The following is a 16,501-nucleotide window of genomic DNA, read 5'->3' on the forward strand; positions in this document are numbered from 1 at the left end:
AATCGCGGGACTTGTATCGCCGGCGGGTCTGTACACACTGCGGTACAAACCCGTCGGTGCGGCTTACGCCAGGTCGTACTTCTCGCGCACCAGATGGCCGATGCCCATGCGGTCCAGAACGTTCATCGGGCACAGGAAGGTCACGCGCACGGTGCCCGGCAGGCGGCTGATGTCGATGGAGCCGGTGATGGTCGCGCGGTTGAGCACCTCGTCGTAGGGCAGCCCGGTGACATTGGCGGCACGCTGCAGGCCGTTCTCCACCGCCAGGTTGAGGTTTTCACCGCTGCCGATGAAGGTGATCGGGCCGCTCTGCTCGATTTCCTGCTGGCCCCAGCGCTCGGCCAGTGCGCGGACGTTGGCCCGCTGCTCGGCGTTCATCGGCCGCGCCATGGGCGGCAGGTCGTCGAGGTTTTGCAGGAGGATCGGGCCTTCCAGGGTCAGGTTTTTGACTACTTCCACAGAAACTTCGGTTTCCCCGGAGCAATCGGTGGCGTGCCCGGCGATCTCGCCGTTGCCTTGCTGGGCGTGCATATCACCCATGTACACCCCGGCCCCCGGCACTTTCACCGGGCAGATAAGCACGCAGCCCTCGCGGATCGAGTTGGTGTCCATGTGGCCGTCGGTCTTGGCCGCGTGCAGCTCTTCGCGGGTCATGCCGAAACGGTGCGGGGCGTTGATCAGGTACTGGCCGAAATCGGCGCAGTTGTGCGAATCGGGCAGGTCACGGGACGGCATGGTGCCGATGTTGCCGAGAAACGGCCGCATGTGCGCGGCGACGCCCGGAATGTCGGCGCGGGCCAGGGACAGAATCGAGTGCTGGGCTGCGAATTCCGGCAGTGCCGACATTTCGGAAGCCTTGCCGGCGAGCTGGTTGGCGATGTCTTGATTGACCGTCAGGCTGACCTGGTTCTGCGCATCGAACACGATCACATAGCCATGGCTGAAGCGGAACGCGCTGACTTCAGCGTTGCAGTTATTGCAGCGAATCGAATCCTCGCCGATGCCTTCGACATGGCTGGCCGGGTGCTCGGTGCCGCACTTGGCGCAGAACTTGGACACGAACGGATCGCCGTTGTAGCGCCCTTCGACGAAGGACATGACCCCGGACGACGTGGCCAGCGAGGTGACGCGCATGCTTTTGATCTTGATCGCCACGGCATCGCCGACTTCAGCGCCGGCAATGGCCACCGGTTGCGTCACTTCATGGCCGCCCTCGAACGCCGGGGTGATCATCGGCCCCCAGCAGCCCGGCGGCGTGCCGGTGATCAGGGTGCCGCCATCGGCCAAGGGGCCGAGCATCGGCTGGCTCGGGCCGATGATGCCGTGGGTGTAATGGTCTACACGCAGGTGATCGACAGGCGTGGCGGTGAGGGTGGAATCAGGAGCAGACGTTGTCATTGTGGTCCCCTATGGAATCAGGAGCGAACGGCCACCGGCTGGGGCGGCCCGGGAAGGGTCAAACAGCCTGCACAGTTCAGCGCAGGTTTGTATCTGCTCTGTGTTCGGGGGTGGTGGGGAATTGCGGGGGACTGTATCGGGGGGCGGTATAGATACATTGCGATACATGCAAATCCCTCTGCCGACCACCATCCCTGTGGGAGCGGGCTTGCCCGCGATGGCGGTGTGTCCGTCAACATTTTCATCTGCTGGTGGACCGCAATCGCGGGCAAGCCCGCTCCCACAGGTTTGGTGCCCACAGGTGGACTTTCGTCGCCTGAGGGCTAGGTGTGCAGCCCCACAACTAAACTTAATTCACCCAGGACAAGCTTCCCGTCCTGTTCATTCCCACGACCACCGCCCACGACGAACATCGCCGCTGGACCGTGATCCTGCAACAGGAGCACATGTGATGGACGAGGCCAGACTCAATGACTTCATGGGCAAACTGGTCAATGACATGGGCGGCGCGGCGATGCTGGCCAATGTCATCCTCGGCGAGGAGCTCGGCCTGTATCGGGCCATGGCCGACAGCCAGCTGACCACCCCAGAATCGCTTGCCGGCAAGACCGGCTGCAACCCAAGGCTGGTGCGCGAATGGCTCAGCGCCCATGCCGCCTCCGGCTACATGGAGCACAGTGAAGGCCAGTTCCGCCTGCCCGAAGAACAGGCCCTGGCGCTGGCGATCGAGGATTCGCCGGTGTACATCGCCGGGGGAATCGGCGTGGTGGCGTCGTTTTTCCACGACAAGGACAAACTGGTCAAAGCCATGCGCGGCGACGGCGGCCTGCCCTGGGGCGATCACCATCCGTGCATGTTCAGCGGCACCGAACGCTTCTTCCGCCCCGGCTACAAGGCGCACCTGATCAGCGAATGGCTGCCGGCCCTCGACGGCGTGGTGGCCAGGCTTACGGCCGGGGCTAAAGTCGCGGACATCGGCTGCGGGCACGGCGCCTCGACGGTGATCATGGCCCAGGCATTTCCCAGGTCGACGTTCGTTGGTTTCGACTATCACGCGCCCTCGGTTTCCGTCGCCACCCAGCGCGCGGAGGAAGGCGGCGTCTCCGACCGGGCGAGCTTTTTCAGCGGCACGGCGAAGGACTATCCCGGCGAGGACTACGACCTGATCTGCTATTTCGATTGCCTGCACGACATGGGCGATCCGGTGGGCGCGGCGAAACATGCCTATGAGTCGTTGAAGGCGGACGGCACGGTGTTGCTGGTGGAGCCCTTCGCCAACGATGCCCTGGATGACAACATCACTCCGGTGGGAAGGCTGTTTTATGCGGCGTCGACCTTTATCTGCACGCCGAACTCGTTGTCCCAGGAAGTCGGGCTCGGGCTGGGTGCGCAGGCGGGTGAGGCGCGGTTGCGCAAGGTGTTTACCGAGGCCGGGTTCTCCAGTTTCCGCCGGGCGACGCAGACGCCGTTCAACCTGATCCTGGAGGCCCGCAAATAACATCCCACTGTAGGAGCGAGCACTCTCGCGATGGACGCCAACGATAACGCTGGCGTCCTGACACCCCGCGGTGTCTGATCCTCCATCGCGAGCATGCTCGCTCCTACAGGGTGCGGCGTGGCGGTGCTAATCTGCGTGTACTCAAGGAGTGCTGAACATGCTCGACCACCACATCCACGACCAGCTCGACCGCCTTCTGCAACTCATGACCGATGAGCCGTTCGTGGTCCTGACCGGGGCCGGGATCAGCACGCCGTCGGGCATTCCGGATTACCGCGACAACCAGGGCGTACGGCGTGGTCGGCAGCCGATGATGTATCAGGAATTCCTCTCCGCCCCCGAATCCCGCCGCCGCTACTGGGCGCGGGCGATGCTCGGCTGGCCGCGGGTGCGTCAGGCCCGGCCGAACGTGGCCCATGACACCCTTGCCCGTCTGCAGAGCAGCCGCCGGATCAGCGCCCTGATCACCCAGAACGTCGACACCCTGCACGACCAGGCCGGCAGCCACGACGTGATCGAACTCCACGGCAGCCTGCACCGGGTGCTGTGCCTGGACTGCGGCCAACGCAGCGAACGCGATTCGATCCAGCAATTGATGGAGGCGCAGAACCCGTACCTCGCCGGCGTCGACGCGGTACAGGCGCCGGACGGCGATACGCTGCTCGATGCCGCCTTCGAAGCACGCTTCCAGGTCCCCCACTGCCCGCACTGTTCGGGCCAGCGGATGAAACCTGACGTGGTGTTTTTCGGCGAGAACGTGGCGCAGGTCACTGCCGCCAAGGCGATGGCAGCCGTGGAAAAGGCGGCGGGTTTGCTGGTGGTGGGATCGTCGCTGATGGCCTATTCGGCGTTTCGCCTGTGCCGCGCGGTGGCGGATCAGGGCAAGCCGTTGCTGGCGATCAACCTGGGCAAGACCCGGGCGGATGACATTCTGGATCTGAAAATCGAAGGCTCGTGCGAGCAGCTTTTGCCGCTATTGGCCGAACGCCTCAACCCCTGCCCCCCCAATCCCCTGTAGGAGCGAGGCTTGCCCGCGAAGAGGCCCATGAATCCGGCAACGATGTCGACAGTTATGCCGCCTTCGCGAGCAAGCTTCGCTCCTACAAGGAAATCGAGTGCCGTGCGAGCAGAAGTTCACTGTAGGAGCGAGCTTGCTCGCGATGGAGGACCAGACACTGCGGGGCGTCAGGCTGCCAGCGTTATCGTTGACGACCATCGCGAGCAGGCTCGCTCCTACAGGAGAGAAGGGTTGTCAAGGGTGGGAGAGTTGTTCTGCGAGGTTTTCCTCTTTGAGCACATCGAACAGCGCCTGCGCCGCTGCCGACAGCTCTCCCCCAGGCAAGGTGAGCACACCCAAGGCCCGCTCCACCACCGGGTCGCGCAGAGTGATGCAGCGCGCACCGAGCTCGCGCATCTGCCCGGCGCACAAGGCGGGTACGGCACTCACACCCAGCCCGCTGGCGACCATGCGCCCGACCGTCGCCAGTTGATGGCTTTCGAACTCCACCGGCAGCTTCATGCCCCGGGCCTGCAAATGTTCCTCGAGCATCACCCGCACCGTCGACGGTCGTTGCAGGGTGATGAACGGTTCCTTGAGCAAAGTCTGCCAGTCGATGTCCGGCAGATCGGCCAGTGCCGAGTCCCGAGGTACCACCGCCACGAACCGGTCGATATAAAGAGGCGTGAATTGCAGCGAAGAACTCATGGTCGGCTCGAACGCCACGCCCAATTCCACCTGGCGATCGCGGACCATTTCCAGCACCTGCTCGTTGATCACGTCGTTGACCGTGACGTTGACGTTCGGATAGCGCGCGCGGAAGGTCTTGAGCATCGGCGGCAGCAGGTTGCCGGCGAACGACGGCATCGCCGCCAGGGTCACGCGGCCGCGCTGCAGGGTGAAACGCTGGCGCAATTCGTCCTCGGCATTGTCCCAGTCGGCAATCAGGCGGCGCGCCAGCGGCACCAGCGCTTCGCCCTCGGCGGTCAGCGTCACGTTACGCGTGTTGCGGGTGAACAAGCGCCCGCCCAGGCCCTCCTCCAGCGCCTTGATGGTCAGGCTCAGGGCCGATTGCGACAGGTGCAGGCGCTCGCAAGCCACAGCGAAACTCAGGCTCTGGGCCACAGCGAGAAAGGCGCGGATCTGCTTAACGGTCATGTCGCGTCGCTCCAGTTGTAAGCTACAAGCTCTAAGCTGCAAGTAAGAAGCAGCAATTTATTGAGTTTTATCAATCAATCAACCTTAAAAATCAACTTAACAAATAAATCCTACAGCGAGACACTCAACCCCATACGGCTAGCCAGCCGCCCACAAAGAATAAAAGAGGTGCATATGGCAGGTTTCGACAAGCGCGTGAGTTCCTACGAGGAAGCGCTGGCAGGTCTTGAAGACGGCATGACTGTGATCGCCGGCGGCTTCGGTCTGTGCGGCATCCCGGAAAACCTGATCGCCGAGATCAAGCGCAAGGGCACTCGCGACCTCACCGTGGTCTCCAACAACTGCGGCGTCGACGGTTTCGGCCTCGGCGTACTGCTGACCGACCGCCAGATCAGCAAAGTGGTCGCCTCCTACGTCGGCGAGAACAAGCTGTTCGAAGAGCAACTGCTCAAGGGCGAAATCGAAGTCATCCTGACCCCGCAAGGCACCCTCGCCGAAAAAATGCGCGCAGGCGGTGCCGGCATCCCGGCCTTCTTCACCGCCACCGGCGTCGGCACCCCGGTTGCCGAAGGTAAGGAAGTACGTGAATTCAATGGCCGCAAGTACCTGATGGAAGAGTCCATCACCGGTGACTTCGCCATCGTCAAAGGCTGGAAAGCCGACCATTTCGGTAACGTGGTCTACCGCCACACCGCCCAGAACTTCAACCCGCTGGCCGCCACCGCCGGCAAGATCACCGTGGTCGAAGTCGAAGAAATCGTCGAACCCGGCGAGCTGGACCCGGCGCAGATCCACACCCCTGGCATCTACGTCGACCGGATCATCTGCGGCACTTTCGAAAAACGCATCGAACAGCGCACCGTACGCAAGTGATCCCCTGCCCCCGGACCGAATGAAGGAATAACAACAATGGCACTTTCCCGCGAACAAATGGCTCAGCGCGTCGCCCGCGAAATGCAGGACGGCTTCTACGTGAACCTGGGCATCGGCATTCCGACCCTGGTCGCCAACTACATTCCCGAAGGCATGGAAGTCATGCTGCAATCGGAGAACGGCCTGCTGGGCATGGGTCCGTTCCCGACCGAAGAAACCATCGATGCCGACATGATCAACGCCGGCAAGCAGACCGTGACCGCGCGCATCGGCGCGTCGATCTTCTCCTCGGCCGAATCCTTCGCGATGATTCGCGGTGGCCATGTCGACCTGACTGTGCTGGGCGCCTTTGAAGTGGATGTGCAAGGCAACATCGCTTCGTGGATGATCCCCGGCAAGCTGGTCAAGGGCATGGGCGGTGCGATGGACCTGGTGGCCGGCGCCGACAACATCATCGTGATCATGACTCACGCGTCCAAGGACGGTGAGTCCAAGCTTCTGTCCCAATGCAGCCTGCCGCTGACCGGCGCCGGTTGCATCAAGCGCGTGCTGACGGACCTGGCGTACCTGGAAATCGAAAACGGCGCGTTCATTCTCAAGGAGCGTGCACCGGGTGTCAGCGTCGAAGAGATCGTCGCCAAAACCGCCGGTAAACTGATCGTGCCGGACCACGTTCCGGAAATGCAGTTCGCCGACCAGTGAGGAATCATTCCATGCAAGAAGTCGTGATTGTTGCCGCCACGCGTACCGCGATCGGCAGCTTCCAGGGTGCCCTGGCCAATGTTTCCGCGGTGGATCTTGGCGCTGCGGTGATCCGTCAGTTGCTGGCGCAAACCGGCCTGAACCCGGCCGAAGTCGATGAAGTGATCATGGGCCAGGTATTGACCGCCGGTGCCGGGCAGAACCCTGCCCGCCAGGCCTCGATCAAGGCCGGCCTGCCGGTCGCCGTACCGGCCATGACCCTGAACAAGGTCTGCGGTTCGGGCCTCAAGGCCCTGCATCTGGCCACCCAGGCCATTCGTTGCGGCGACGCCGACGTGATCATCGCCGGCGGCCAGGAAAGCATGAGCCTGGCCAACTACGTCATCCCCGGCGCCCGCACCGGCCTGCGCATGGGTCACTCGCAGATCGTCGACACCATGATCAGCGATGGCCTGTGGGATGCGTTCAACGATTACCACATGGGCATCACCGCCGAGAACCTGGTGGAGAAGTACGGCATCACCCGCGAGCAGCAGGATGCCTTCGCCGCCGCTTCGCAGCAGAAAGCCACGGCCGCTATCGAGGCCGGGCGTTTTGCCGATGAGATCACGCCGATCCTGATTCCGCAGCGCAAGGGCGATCCACTGTCCTTCGCCACCGACGAGCAACCGCGGGCCGGCACCACCGCCGAATCCCTGGGCAAACTCAAACCGGCCTTCAAGAAGGACGGCTCGGTGACCGCCGGCAACGCTTCGTCGCTCAACGACGGTGCCGCCGCCGTGATCCTGATGAGCGCGGACAAGGCCAAGGCTCTGGGCTTGCCGGTGCTGGCAAAAATCGCCGGTTACGCCAATGCCGGCGTGGACCCGGCGATCATGGGCATCGGCCCGGTATCGGCCACACGCCGTTGCCTGGACAAGGCGGGTTGGTCGATCGATCAACTCGACCTGATCGAAGCCAACGAAGCCTTCGCCGCACAATCGCTGGCCGTGGCCAAGGACCTGGAATGGGATCTGGACAAGGTCAACGTCAACGGCGGCGCCATCGCCCTCGGCCACCCCATCGGTGCCTCGGGCTGCCGCGTGCTGGTGACGCTGCTGCATGAAATGATCAAGCGTGATGCCAAGAAAGGCCTCGCCACACTGTGCATCGGTGGTGGTCAGGGCGTGGCTTTGGCGATCGAGCGAGCGTAAAGCGTTCAACAGACTGCGCGGGGACCCACGAAGAGCCGTCGCAGCCTGGAAAAACACCCGGTGCACCTTTGGTGACACCGGGTTCTTTTTTTCTGGCCTTCTGGTTTGTTGATTCCTGTAGGAGCGAGCATGCTCGCGATGGTGGACCAGACACCGCGGGGCGTCTGGTTCCCAGCGTTATCGTTGACGACCATCGCGAGCGTGCTCGCTCCTACAGGGGGTCATGCTACGAACTGCAGGATCAGCCAGGCATTGGCCCCGCTGATCACCACGAATAACCCCCACGCCAGCACCCGCGTCGGCAGGCGGTTCACAAACACGCCCATGAGCTTGTGATCGTTAGTCATGCGAATCAGCGGATACAACGCAAACGGCAGCTGCAGACTCAGCACCACCTGACTCAGCACCAGCAACTTGCCCACCGCATCATCCCCCATCAGCCACACCCCGATGAACGCCGGGATCAGCGCCAATCCTCGGGTGATCAGGCGCCGCTGCCAGCACGGCAGTCGAAGGTTCAGAAAACCCTCCATGATCACCTGGCCGGCGATGGTGCCGGTGAAGGTCGAGCTTTGCCCCGAAGCCAGCAGCGCGACACCGAACAGGATGCTGGCCAGCGCCCCGCCCACCAAGGGATCGAGCAAGTGATAGGCGTCCTGAATGTCGACCACGTCGGTGTGTCCGGTCTTGTGAAACGCAGCGGCCGCGAGGATCAGGATCGCCGCGTTGACCAACAGCGCCAGGGCCAGGGAGCCGATGGTGTCGATGCGCGCCAGTTTCACCGCGTCCTGCTTGCTGGCCTGGTCCTTGCCGATCAGGCGTGTCTGGACGATCGAGGTGTGCAGGTAGAGGTTATGCGGCATCACCGTCGCACCTAGAATGCCGATGGCCAGGTACAGCGGCGCGGCGTCGGCAATGGCCGACAATGACGGGGTAAAGCCCCGGGCGACATCCGGCCAGAACGGTTTGATCAGCAGCAGTTCGACGAAGAAACACGCGCCGATGGTGGCGACCAGCACCAGCATGATTGCTTCCAGACGACGGAAGCCACGGTTTTGCAGCGCCAGTACCAACAACGTGTCGAACGCCGTCAGGGCGATGCCGAAGGTCAGCGAGCAGCCCAGCAGCAAATGGAACGCCAAGGCGCAGCCGAGCACTTCGGCGAGGTCGGTGGCGATGATCGATATTTCCGCCAGCACCCACTGGGTGCGCGCCGTGCGTGTGCTATAGCGCTCGCGGCACAGTTGCGCCAGATCGCGCCCGGTGGCAATGCCCAGCCGCGAACACAAACACTGCACCACCATCCCCGCCAGGCTCGCCAGCAGCACCACGAACAGCAGGCTGTAGCCGAACCGCGACCCGGCCTCGATGGCCGTCGCCCAGTTGCCCGGGTCCATGTAGCCGATGGACACCAGCAAGCCGGGCCCGGCGAAGCGCAGGACACGTTTGAAAAATGACGCACGGGGATCGACGGCGACGCTGCCCGCGACTTCTGGCGGGCAGAACGGTGCGGTACCGACTTTGGGCAAACTGAATTTCACGCGGTGGTCCATCAACAGGTGGGGAGGTGGCCAGATTAGACGGTTCGGAGCGGGTGCAACACCCTATGTATCGGCTATTGACTCACACACCCGTAGGAGCACGGCTTGCCGGCGAAAGCGGTGTGTCAGACAGCCAATTACTCAGAGGGCTGACGTCTTCGCGAGCAAGCTTCGCTCCTACAGGAAGATTTTTGTATACAAAACAATGAATCCTTTGGAGCAATTGATCGCTCGCAATGCTAACGTTGAGCCCTGACACAAATGGAGACATACGCGTGCTGATGCTCAAACTGCTGGTGATTCCGGGTTTCCTGCTGCTGATTTCCCTGGCGGGCAAGCGTTGGGGGCCGAGCGTGGCAGGTTGGCTGTCGGGGTTGCCGGTGGTGGTCGGGCCGATTCTGTTTTTCCTCGCCATCGAACAGGGCGAAATGTTCGCCGCGCAATCGGCACTGGCGGCGCTGTCGGCGATGTTCGCGATGATTTCCTTCTGCGTGACCTACGCCCAAGTCGCGCAACGCACGGGATGGCCAATGGCGCTGACGGTTTCGCTGTCGGTGTGGGCGCTGGTCGCCGTGTTGCTGTCGCTGATCCCGCCGTCGCTGACGGTCTCGGTAATCGCCGCCGCCACCGCCCTGCTGGCCTCGCCGTACCTGTTCCCCTCGGTTCAACCGATCTCGTCCGGCCCGGCGCCCAAGTCCGACAAATTGCTGCTGCGCATGGTCGCCGGTGCCCTGCTGACCCTGGCCGTGACCCTGCTCGCCAGCACCGTCGGCGATCGCTGGAGCGGACTACTCGCCGTGTTCCCGGTGCTGGGCAGCGTGATGGCGGTGTTCTCCCAGCAGACCCGTGGCCCGGCATTTACCGCCGCCCTGCTGCGCGCCACCGCCACCGGCATGTACTCGTTCTCGGCGTTCTGCCTGGTGCTGGCATTGGCGCTGCCGAGCATGGGCATGAGCGCTTTTGCTCTTGGTGTAGCGGTGTCCGTGGCGATGCTCGGCGTGACCAAACGCCTCCTGGCCCGCCCCGCACCGTCGATGGCCAAGGCTCAATGACTCATTCGATCATTTCGCACGAGTAGCCCAACAACTCCGTACGTCAATCGAACAGGTTTCCCTCAACATCAGCCTCAGTTCCTACCCCACTACTGACTGAGGCCTACACTATGAAGTTATTTTTCCACCCTTCGCCGAACCCGATGAAAGTCGCCCTGCTGCTCGAAGAACTGCAAACGCCCTACGAGCTGATCGGCGTCGACACCTTCAAGGGCGAGCAGCACCTGCCGGCCTTCCTGGCCATCAACCCGAACGCCAAGGTGCCGGCGCTGGTCGACGGCGACGCCACGGTGTTCGACTCCCAGGCGATCCTGTTGCACCTGGTGCAAAAGCATCAGCGCTTCCTGCCGACCAGCGCCGCCGGCAACGCCGAACTGCTGTCGTGGCTGATGTTCATCGCCACCGGCCTGTCGCCCTTCTCCGGCCAGGCCGTGCACTTCCTGCATCACGCGCCGGAAGATTTGCCCTACGCTAAAAACCGCTATTTCAAGGAAGTCGAACGCCACTATCGCGTGCTCGACCAGCGCTTGGCCGAACATCAGTACTTGGCCGGCGATAGCTACAGCATTGCCGACATGGCCCTCTGGGGCTGGGCCAACTACGCGCCGTACATCCTCGGCGAAAACGGTCTGGCGGCCTACCCGAACGTCAAGCGTCTGTTCGACGAAGTCAGCGCCCGCCCGGCCGCTCAACGCGCCCTGGGCCTGAAAGAAAAACTGGTGCTCAAAGCCGAATTCGACGAAGAAACCCGTCGCAACCTGTTCCCGCAAAACCAGGCGTAATCCACAGCTTCCCGCATTGCGAGGTGATTAAATGAGTGAGCAAGTCGCGTTTATCGTCTATCTGCCGTCCAAACCCGAACGCTTCGCCGAAACCCGCGAACGCCTGCTGGACGTCGTGCACCAGATGTCGGCCGAGCCGGACTTCATCAATACCTGGGTGCACCAGCTCCAGGATGATCCGAACACGCTGGTGCTGTACGAAACCTGGAACTGCAGCAAGGAAGATTTCATCGCTCGTCACCTGAGCAAGCCATATCGGCAGGAGTACGAGCGGCTGCTGCCGGAACTGCTGGCCAGCGAACGCCGGATCGAGTTTCTGGACGTGATCAAGCGCTATCCGGTGCGGCGGGAAGTGTGATTGCACGAGCCCTGGTGACGAGGAGGTTTCTTTCGTCACCAGGGCTTTGTGTTTTTTGAGGTCCTACAACGGCGGACAAATGGCCAAAAATCGAGGATTTGTCCCACAGATTTTTCGGGTTGGTCGTCGGAAGCGGGATGTCTAGGATTCGCTCTGTAGCTTGGCCGGCCTGCTTCATCCGAGCGGAGGCGACAGCAAGCCACATCCCCATTAGACTCTTGCACATTGATCCTGGAGGTCACGATGAGTACCCCGCTTTCCCCCATGGTTTCCGAGTTCGAAACGCAAGAACAGGCCGCCAGCTACGATCGCTGGTTCCGCGCCAAGGTGCAGGCTTCGCTGGATGATCCGCGACCAAGCATCCCTCATGACGAAGCCATGGCTATGCTTGCACAAATGCTGGAAGACAAGCGCAAAGCTCGTCGTGAGGCTTGTTGAGTGGAAACATCAGGCTCTCGACGCCTTGAGCGACATCATTGATTACATTGAGCAGTACAACCCCAAAGCCGCCAACGCCCTACACCGTACGATTGTGACTTCGACTGAAGGCTTGTCCGCCATGCCCTACTGTTACAGGTCTGGCCGACTCCCCGACACTCGGGAAATGGTTGTGCATCGCAATTATGTGGTGGTTTACCGGGTTATGGGGAATGTCGAGATTCTGACCGTTTTACATGCCAGGCGAGAATACCCTTGATGTTTACGACCGCCTGTTAGCCCACGCTGGAACACATCAAACCTCCATGGGATGTTCGCCCCCATCGCGCAACCATCCCTGGAGATTCCGAATGTCTCGTCGCCAATGCGCTGCCGAGCAACAATGGTGCAAGCGGCGCCAGCAAGCCCTATCGCCAAGAGTACGAGCGGCTGCTGGCGGAGCTGCTGACCAGCGAACGCCGGATCGAGTTTCTGGACGTTATCAAGCGCTATCCGGTACGGCGGGAAGTGTGATTGCACGAGCCCTGGTGACGAGGAGGTTCTTTCGTCATCAGGGCTTTGTGTTTTTTGAGGTCCTACAAAGGCGGACAAATGGCCAAAAATCGAGGATTTGTCCCACAAGATTTTCCGGTTGGCCGTCGGAAGCTCGAGGCGTAGCGTCAACGTTCCAAATCAAGCAACAGAAGGCCCCAACCAGCACCCCGGAAGCTCGACCTCATACGTCAAGGATCGACCGTTGTGGCGCAGTACGCTGTTCTAAAACGCTAATTGCCAAGCGCGCGACAGGTGATGTCATGATCACGTCACATGTCGCATGGAGGTGATCGGTATGCCCGCAGTGACCGAGACGAAGAGCGTCACCAGAAAGCCGACCGAGGTGTTGTTACGAGGCCGCAGAGGTGAGACGCGCATGACAATCATCCGATACACACAGAAAGGCTTTGACCTCAACGACGTCAGGGAAATGCTCTCGACATCAACGTTGTACATGGAGTACGGCCTCGTCCAACGCATAACGGGCAAATCCCTCAGGACGGTCCAGCGCCTGGCCAAGGAAACCAGACCGGTTCGACTGAACGAGCAGCAGAGCACCATAGCGTTTCAGTACGCGCGAGCTCTGGAACATGCCAGTGAGGTTTTCGGCAGCCAGCAGTTGGCGGAAGACTGGCTGAAGAAACCTTGCAAATACCTGGACGGAAATGTCCCGCTGGAACTGGTCGGCAATTCGCTGGGTTTTCAGGCAGTAGAGGATTATCTGACCGCAATCGAGCACGGGGTCTATCAATGACCCCTTTGCCCTGGGATGGGAAATGGCATGCATGGCGCCTGGATCGCCAGGTCTTCAAGGAAACCTGGCACAGCGGTCTGGGCTCACGGCAAACCGGCGGTCGATGGAGCCCACCCGGACGCCGGGTTATCTACGCTTCGGCCGATCCATCCACCGCCATCCTTGAGGTCGCAGCGCACACCGGCTTCGATACCCTGGACCGGGTGCCTTACGTTTTGACCTGTTTCGAAATTATCGACGCCCGCCTCATCAAGGTTATCCAGCCAGAGGACGTTCCCAACCCCAACTGGCTTGTACCGTCCCTACCCTCGCCCAATCAGCAGCGGTTCGCAGATGAATTGCTGACCGAACATCCTTTCGTATTAATCCCGTCCGCGGTTACCCGCCATTCATGGAATCTGCTGGTGAGCTGCGATTTGGCCGCAAGCCACTTCAGACTGGTTTCCCAAGAGCGTTTTGGTCTCGATACCCGATTGATCAAGTGAACCGCTCCATCCGTAAGCCCACGCTGGAACACATCAAACCTCCATGGGATGATCGCCCCCCCATCGCGCAACCATCCCTGGAGATTTTCGAATGTCACTGTTGAGTAAAAAAGCCGTTGCCCTGCTGCTGGCGGCGACTGCCACTTTGGGGGCTCTGAATGTGCAGGCGGCGGCCAAGGCCAAGGAGGCGCCGGTGCAGAAGGTCTCGATGCTCGACGGCAAATTCACCTTCACCCTGCCCAAGGGCTTCGTCGCCAATGCGCTGCCGAGCAACAATGGCGCGAGCGGCACCATGTATGCCAACGAGACCACCAAGACGGTTGTGATCGCCGCGCAGAACAGTCTGCCGGAAGGCACCACGGTGAAGGACAACGACGGCGCCTTTCTCGATGGCACCGTGGCCGACTTCGATGCGGCGCAGCGCAAGGCATTGCCCGACTACAACAAGCTCAGCGAAAAGAGCCTGACCCTGAAAGGCAGCGGCCTGGGTGTGCGTCAGGTCGACAGCACCGCCACCCAGGGTGGCGGCATGACCCTCAACACCACGCTGATGGCCGCTTCCGGCACCCACATGACGGTGATTCAGGTCATTTCCCGCCCTGGCGACATGGCGGCCCACGAGACGCTGATCAAGCAGATCGTCAGCGGCAAATAGGTTTCAGGGATTGAGGCGTTGCAACCAGGCGCTCAGGTCCTGAAGTTCTTCGGCACTGATGTTGTGGCCGACACCCTGATAGGCGTGAAACTCCGGTTCCAGTGACACGCTCTGCAACAGGCTGTTGGCTTCGGTGCCGTCGCTGAACGGCAGGCGTTTATCCGCGGTGCCATGACCGATGAAAATCGCCAGCGACTGGCGTTTTTCATCCGGTTTCAATTCGGACTTGAGCACCGGCAGAATCCGTCCGCTCAAGGCGGCGATCCCGCCCACCGCTTCGGGTTGGCGCAGGGCGACTTCATAGGACATGATCGCGCCCTGGCTGAACCCCACCAGGTACACCTTGTCCGGGTTGGTGTGATACTTCTGCGCCGCCTTCGCGATGAAATCCAGCAGCAACTGGCCGCTGGTCTTCAGATCATCGGTCTCTCCGTTGTAGGCACCCTCGCCCTTCTTGCGAAACCACTGATAACTGCCCTCCTCCAACACCATCGGCGCCCGTACCGACAGGTAGGTGTAGGACGCGGGCAGTTCATCCTTAATGCCGAACAGATCCCGCTCGTTACTGCCGTAACCGTGGAGGAAAATCACCAGGGGCTGGTCGCGGGAATCGGGGGTGGTCTGTTCAAGGTACTTGAGCGGCAGATCAGTTTGCAGCGGGGTTTGGGCGTGGACAGCGGCGGACGCCAGCAGCGTGAGCAGAGCCAGAAATTTCAGCATGAGCCTTCCTTCACAGTGCGCAGGATTCGGGGCTGAGCCTAACACCTCTCAGCGCCTGTGCACTCCCCCTGCAGGAGCGAGCATGCTCGCGATGGAAGAACAGACATCGCGGGGTGTCAGGCTGCCAGCGTTATCGTTGACGTCCATCGCGAGCATGCTCGCTCCTACAGTTGAAGCCGATCAGTCGTTGATCAGCTTGCCCGCCCGAATCGGCTGACGCCCCGCCACTTTCGCCTGCCACGTCCCCGGCTGGGTATAGCGCCCGCGATCGATCGCAAACAGCACGCCGCTGGTGCCCGCCCGCACGGTGGTGACCTTGTCGTTCAGCGGGTCGACCACTTCGAACAGGGCGTCGCCCTTCTCCACCCACTCACCGGCTTCGCGCAGGAAGCTGACCACGCCGTGGTGCGGTGCGAAGAGATATTCGGTGCCCTCGAACGGCATGCCTTCGCAGCACTCTTGCGGCGCTGCCGGCCAGTCGCCAGCGATGAATCCCTGTTCGGCGAGAAAGCCCAGAATCGCCTCGCAGTTGGCCTGGGCCTGATCTACGCGGGTGTCACCCATGCTGCCCAGTTCCAGGGTGGTTGCCAGGTTGGCCGGTGGAATCGCAGCGTTGGGGAACGCCCGGGCCAGGCGCAGCCATGGCGAAGAGCAGGACTCGTCGAAGGAACTGCCACCGGAGTCCTCGCACAGCAATGCCACGCCGGCTTTCAGGCGCGCCGCCAGGGACTGCCATTGCGGCCAGTGCTGGGGCAAGGCGTAGACGTGGATCGCCGCGTCGAAGTCGCAATGCAGGTCAAGAGTGATGTCGGCGTCGCAGGCATGGCGCAGCAACAGGCGATGCATGGCTTCCAGCTGAGAGGCCGGAGCTGGCAGATCGTCGAGCACCTGGCCCATGGTCTGGCGGATCAGCGCGATGTTGGCCTCGGCATCGTTGCCCAGACGATCCCCAATCAACTGCCCCACCGGGGCGCTGAGTTCGACGAATGCGCGATTGAAGTTCTTGCCACTACCGAGCTCGAAACGGCCCATGTGACTGCCTTGCAGATGCTGGTCGAGACCGATGGGGTTGGCCACCGGCACCAGTTCGATCACGCCCTGCAACTGGCTCTGGCTTTCCAGCTCGGCCAGGCGTTTTTTCAGTTCCCAGGCGGTACGCATGCCCGGCAGTTCATCGGCGTGCAGGCTGGCCTGGATGTAGACCTTGCGAGTGCCGCTGCCGTAGCGAAATACGCTGAGGGTGCGCTCGGTGCCCAGATGGCTCCAGGGCAGAGGGTGGTCGATGCGTTGCATGGGGGAACTCCTGAATACTGGAAATCGGTGAGATCACCTGTGGGAGCGAGCCTGCTCGCGAAAGCGGTGG

General features: G+C 61.8%; 18 protein-coding genes. 13 read left to right on the forward strand and 5 right to left on the reverse strand.

All coding sequences use genetic code 11. The features are described from left to right. Positions 1-63: 63 nt before the first annotated feature. Positions 64-1,398: an acetamidase/formamidase family protein gene (locus K9857_RS17945; protein ID WP_224537935.1), complete on the reverse strand. Its 1,335-nt coding sequence runs from the start codon at positions 1,396-1,398 to the stop codon at positions 64-66. Between the two features lie 451 nt (positions 1,399-1,849). Here K9857_RS17945 and K9857_RS17950 point away from each other — a divergent pair, with 451 nt between their 5' ends. Together K9857_RS17950 and K9857_RS17955 are read left to right on the forward strand one after the other, a co-directional pair. Beyond that, a complete protein-coding gene (locus tag K9857_RS17950; protein ID WP_224537936.1) occupies positions 1,850-2,896 on the forward strand; it encodes a class I SAM-dependent methyltransferase in 1,047 nt (348 codons plus the stop codon). A gap of 157 nt (positions 2,897-3,053) precedes the next feature. Beyond that, positions 3,054-3,914 (forward strand): NAD-dependent protein deacetylase, encoded by an 861-nt coding sequence (locus K9857_RS17955; RefSeq protein WP_224537937.1) that lies wholly within the window; start codon positions 3,054-3,056, stop codon positions 3,912-3,914. Between the two features lie 234 nt (positions 3,915-4,148). On the opposite strand, the gene K9857_RS17960 is transcribed toward K9857_RS17955, so the two are convergent. Then, positions 4,149-5,051 (reverse strand): LysR family transcriptional regulator, encoded by a 903-nt coding sequence (locus tag K9857_RS17960; RefSeq protein WP_224537938.1) that lies wholly within the window; start codon positions 5,049-5,051, stop codon positions 4,149-4,151. A 174-nt stretch (positions 5,052-5,225) separates the two neighbouring features. Between K9857_RS17960 and K9857_RS17965 the strand changes: the two genes are divergently transcribed. Genes K9857_RS17965 through K9857_RS17975 form a run of 3 tightly spaced genes read left to right on the forward strand, consistent with a single transcriptional unit; the run spans position 5,226 to position 7,819 of the window. Continuing rightward, a complete protein-coding gene (locus tag K9857_RS17965; RefSeq protein WP_224537940.1) occupies positions 5,226-5,924 on the forward strand; it encodes a CoA transferase subunit A in 699 nt (232 codons plus the stop codon). 36 nt (positions 5,925-5,960) lie between these two features. Then, complete coding sequence (locus K9857_RS17970) at positions 5,961-6,626, forward strand: CoA transferase subunit B (protein ID WP_017338016.1); 666 nt, start codon at positions 5,961-5,963, stop codon at positions 6,624-6,626. A gap of 11 nt (positions 6,627-6,637) precedes the next feature. Then, positions 6,638-7,819 (forward strand): acetyl-CoA C-acetyltransferase, encoded by a 1,182-nt coding sequence (locus tag K9857_RS17975; RefSeq protein WP_224537942.1) that lies wholly within the window; start codon positions 6,638-6,640, stop codon positions 7,817-7,819. A gap of 221 nt (positions 7,820-8,040) precedes the next feature. Here K9857_RS17975 and K9857_RS17980 read toward each other — a convergent pair whose 3' ends face one another. Beyond that, complete coding sequence (locus tag K9857_RS17980) at positions 8,041-9,360, reverse strand: Nramp family divalent metal transporter (RefSeq protein WP_224537943.1); 1,320 nt, start codon at positions 9,358-9,360, stop codon at positions 8,041-8,043. 275 nt (positions 9,361-9,635) lie between these two features. Here K9857_RS17980 and K9857_RS17985 point away from each other — a divergent pair, with 275 nt between their 5' ends. The 8 genes from K9857_RS17985 (at position 9,636) to K9857_RS18020 (ending at position 14,418) form a co-directional block, all read left to right on the forward strand. After that, positions 9,636-10,412, forward strand: a complete 777-nt coding sequence (locus K9857_RS17985) for a hypothetical protein (protein WP_224537945.1) — start codon at positions 9,636-9,638, stop codon at positions 10,410-10,412. Positions 10,413-10,522: 110 nt separating this feature from the next. Then, complete coding sequence (locus K9857_RS17990) at positions 10,523-11,194, forward strand: glutathione S-transferase family protein (RefSeq protein ID WP_224537947.1); 672 nt, start codon at positions 10,523-10,525, stop codon at positions 11,192-11,194. A 31-nt stretch (positions 11,195-11,225) separates the two neighbouring features. Further along, the gene (locus K9857_RS17995; RefSeq protein ID WP_224537948.1) at positions 11,226-11,552 is read left to right on the forward strand and encodes a putative quinol monooxygenase; all 327 of its coding nucleotides are present in this window, start codon (positions 11,226-11,228) and stop codon (positions 11,550-11,552) included. A gap of 243 nt (positions 11,553-11,795) precedes the next feature. Beyond that, positions 11,796-11,990 carry a stability determinant gene (locus K9857_RS18000; RefSeq protein WP_224537950.1) on the forward strand — a complete coding sequence of 65 codons (195 nt, stop codon included), beginning with the start codon at positions 11,796-11,798 and terminating at the stop codon, positions 11,988-11,990. Continuing rightward, positions 11,920-12,249, forward strand: coding sequence for a type II toxin-antitoxin system RelE/ParE family toxin (locus K9857_RS18005; protein ID WP_263487909.1), 330 nt, complete (start codon positions 11,920-11,922; stop codon positions 12,247-12,249). The genes K9857_RS18000 and K9857_RS18005 overlap by 71 nt, the downstream gene beginning before the upstream one ends. Before the next feature lie 570 nt (positions 12,250-12,819). Continuing rightward, entirely contained in the window at positions 12,820-13,278 is a 459-nt protein-coding gene (locus tag K9857_RS18010; protein WP_224537953.1) for an antitoxin Xre/MbcA/ParS toxin-binding domain-containing protein, read from the forward strand. Continuing rightward, positions 13,275-13,763: an RES family NAD+ phosphorylase gene (locus K9857_RS18015; protein WP_224537955.1), complete on the forward strand. Its 489-nt coding sequence runs from the start codon at positions 13,275-13,277 to the stop codon at positions 13,761-13,763. The genes K9857_RS18010 and K9857_RS18015 overlap by 4 nt, the downstream gene beginning before the upstream one ends. Positions 13,764-13,854: 91 nt before the next feature. Then, positions 13,855-14,418, forward strand: a complete 564-nt coding sequence (locus tag K9857_RS18020) for a hypothetical protein (RefSeq protein ID WP_175380229.1) — start codon at positions 13,855-13,857, stop codon at positions 14,416-14,418. Positions 14,419-14,421: 3 nt separating this feature from the next. Here K9857_RS18020 and K9857_RS18025 read toward each other — a convergent pair whose 3' ends face one another. After that, on the reverse strand, positions 14,422-15,138 hold the full coding sequence (locus K9857_RS18025; RefSeq protein ID WP_224537957.1) for an alpha/beta hydrolase: 717 nt from the start codon (positions 15,136-15,138) through the stop codon (positions 14,422-14,424). A gap of 180 nt (positions 15,139-15,318) precedes the next feature. Next, positions 15,319-16,431 (reverse strand): succinylglutamate desuccinylase/aspartoacylase family protein, encoded by a 1,113-nt coding sequence (locus K9857_RS18030; RefSeq protein ID WP_224537959.1) that lies wholly within the window; start codon positions 16,429-16,431, stop codon positions 15,319-15,321. Positions 16,432-16,501 lie beyond the last annotated feature (70 nt).

Origin of the sequence: Pseudomonas sp. REP124, assembly GCF_020164475.1 — a bacterium.
Taxonomy (GTDB): Bacteria; Pseudomonadota; Gammaproteobacteria; order Pseudomonadales; family Pseudomonadaceae; genus Aquipseudomonas.

Bases quoted from the DNA above. Each gene is read 5' to 3' on its own strand.
- K9857_RS17945 (WP_224537935.1), bottom strand. From the start codon at position 1,398: ATGACAACGTCTGCTCCTGATTCCACCCTCACCGCCACGCCTGTCGAT.
- K9857_RS17950 (WP_224537936.1), top strand. From the start codon at position 1,850: ATGGACGAGGCCAGACTCAATGACTTCATGGGCAAACTGGTCAATGAC.
- K9857_RS17955 (WP_224537937.1), top strand. From the start codon at position 3,054: ATGCTCGACCACCACATCCACGACCAGCTCGACCGCCTTCTGCAACTC.
- K9857_RS17960 (WP_224537938.1), bottom strand. From the start codon at position 5,051: ATGACCGTTAAGCAGATCCGCGCCTTTCTCGCTGTGGCCCAGAGCCTG.
- K9857_RS17965 (WP_224537940.1), top strand. From the start codon at position 5,226: ATGGCAGGTTTCGACAAGCGCGTGAGTTCCTACGAGGAAGCGCTGGCA.
- K9857_RS17970 (WP_017338016.1), top strand. From the start codon at position 5,961: ATGGCACTTTCCCGCGAACAAATGGCTCAGCGCGTCGCCCGCGAAATG.
- K9857_RS17975 (WP_224537942.1), top strand. From the start codon at position 6,638: ATGCAAGAAGTCGTGATTGTTGCCGCCACGCGTACCGCGATCGGCAGC.
- K9857_RS17990 (WP_224537947.1), top strand. From the start codon at position 10,523: ATGAAGTTATTTTTCCACCCTTCGCCGAACCCGATGAAAGTCGCCCTG.
- K9857_RS17995 (WP_224537948.1), top strand. From the start codon at position 11,226: ATGAGTGAGCAAGTCGCGTTTATCGTCTATCTGCCGTCCAAACCCGAA.
- K9857_RS18000 (WP_224537950.1), top strand. From the start codon at position 11,796: ATGAGTACCCCGCTTTCCCCCATGGTTTCCGAGTTCGAAACGCAAGAA.
- K9857_RS18005 (WP_263487909.1), top strand. From the start codon at position 11,920: ATGACGAAGCCATGGCTATGCTTGCACAAATGCTGGAAGACAAGCGCA.
- K9857_RS18010 (WP_224537953.1), top strand. From the start codon at position 12,820: ATGCCCGCAGTGACCGAGACGAAGAGCGTCACCAGAAAGCCGACCGAG.
- K9857_RS18015 (WP_224537955.1), top strand. From the start codon at position 13,275: ATGACCCCTTTGCCCTGGGATGGGAAATGGCATGCATGGCGCCTGGAT.
- K9857_RS18020 (WP_175380229.1), top strand. From the start codon at position 13,855: ATGTCACTGTTGAGTAAAAAAGCCGTTGCCCTGCTGCTGGCGGCGACT.
- K9857_RS18025 (WP_224537957.1), bottom strand. From the start codon at position 15,138: ATGCTGAAATTTCTGGCTCTGCTCACGCTGCTGGCGTCCGCCGCTGTC.
- K9857_RS18030 (WP_224537959.1), bottom strand. From the start codon at position 16,431: ATGCAACGCATCGACCACCCTCTGCCCTGGAGCCATCTGGGCACCGAG.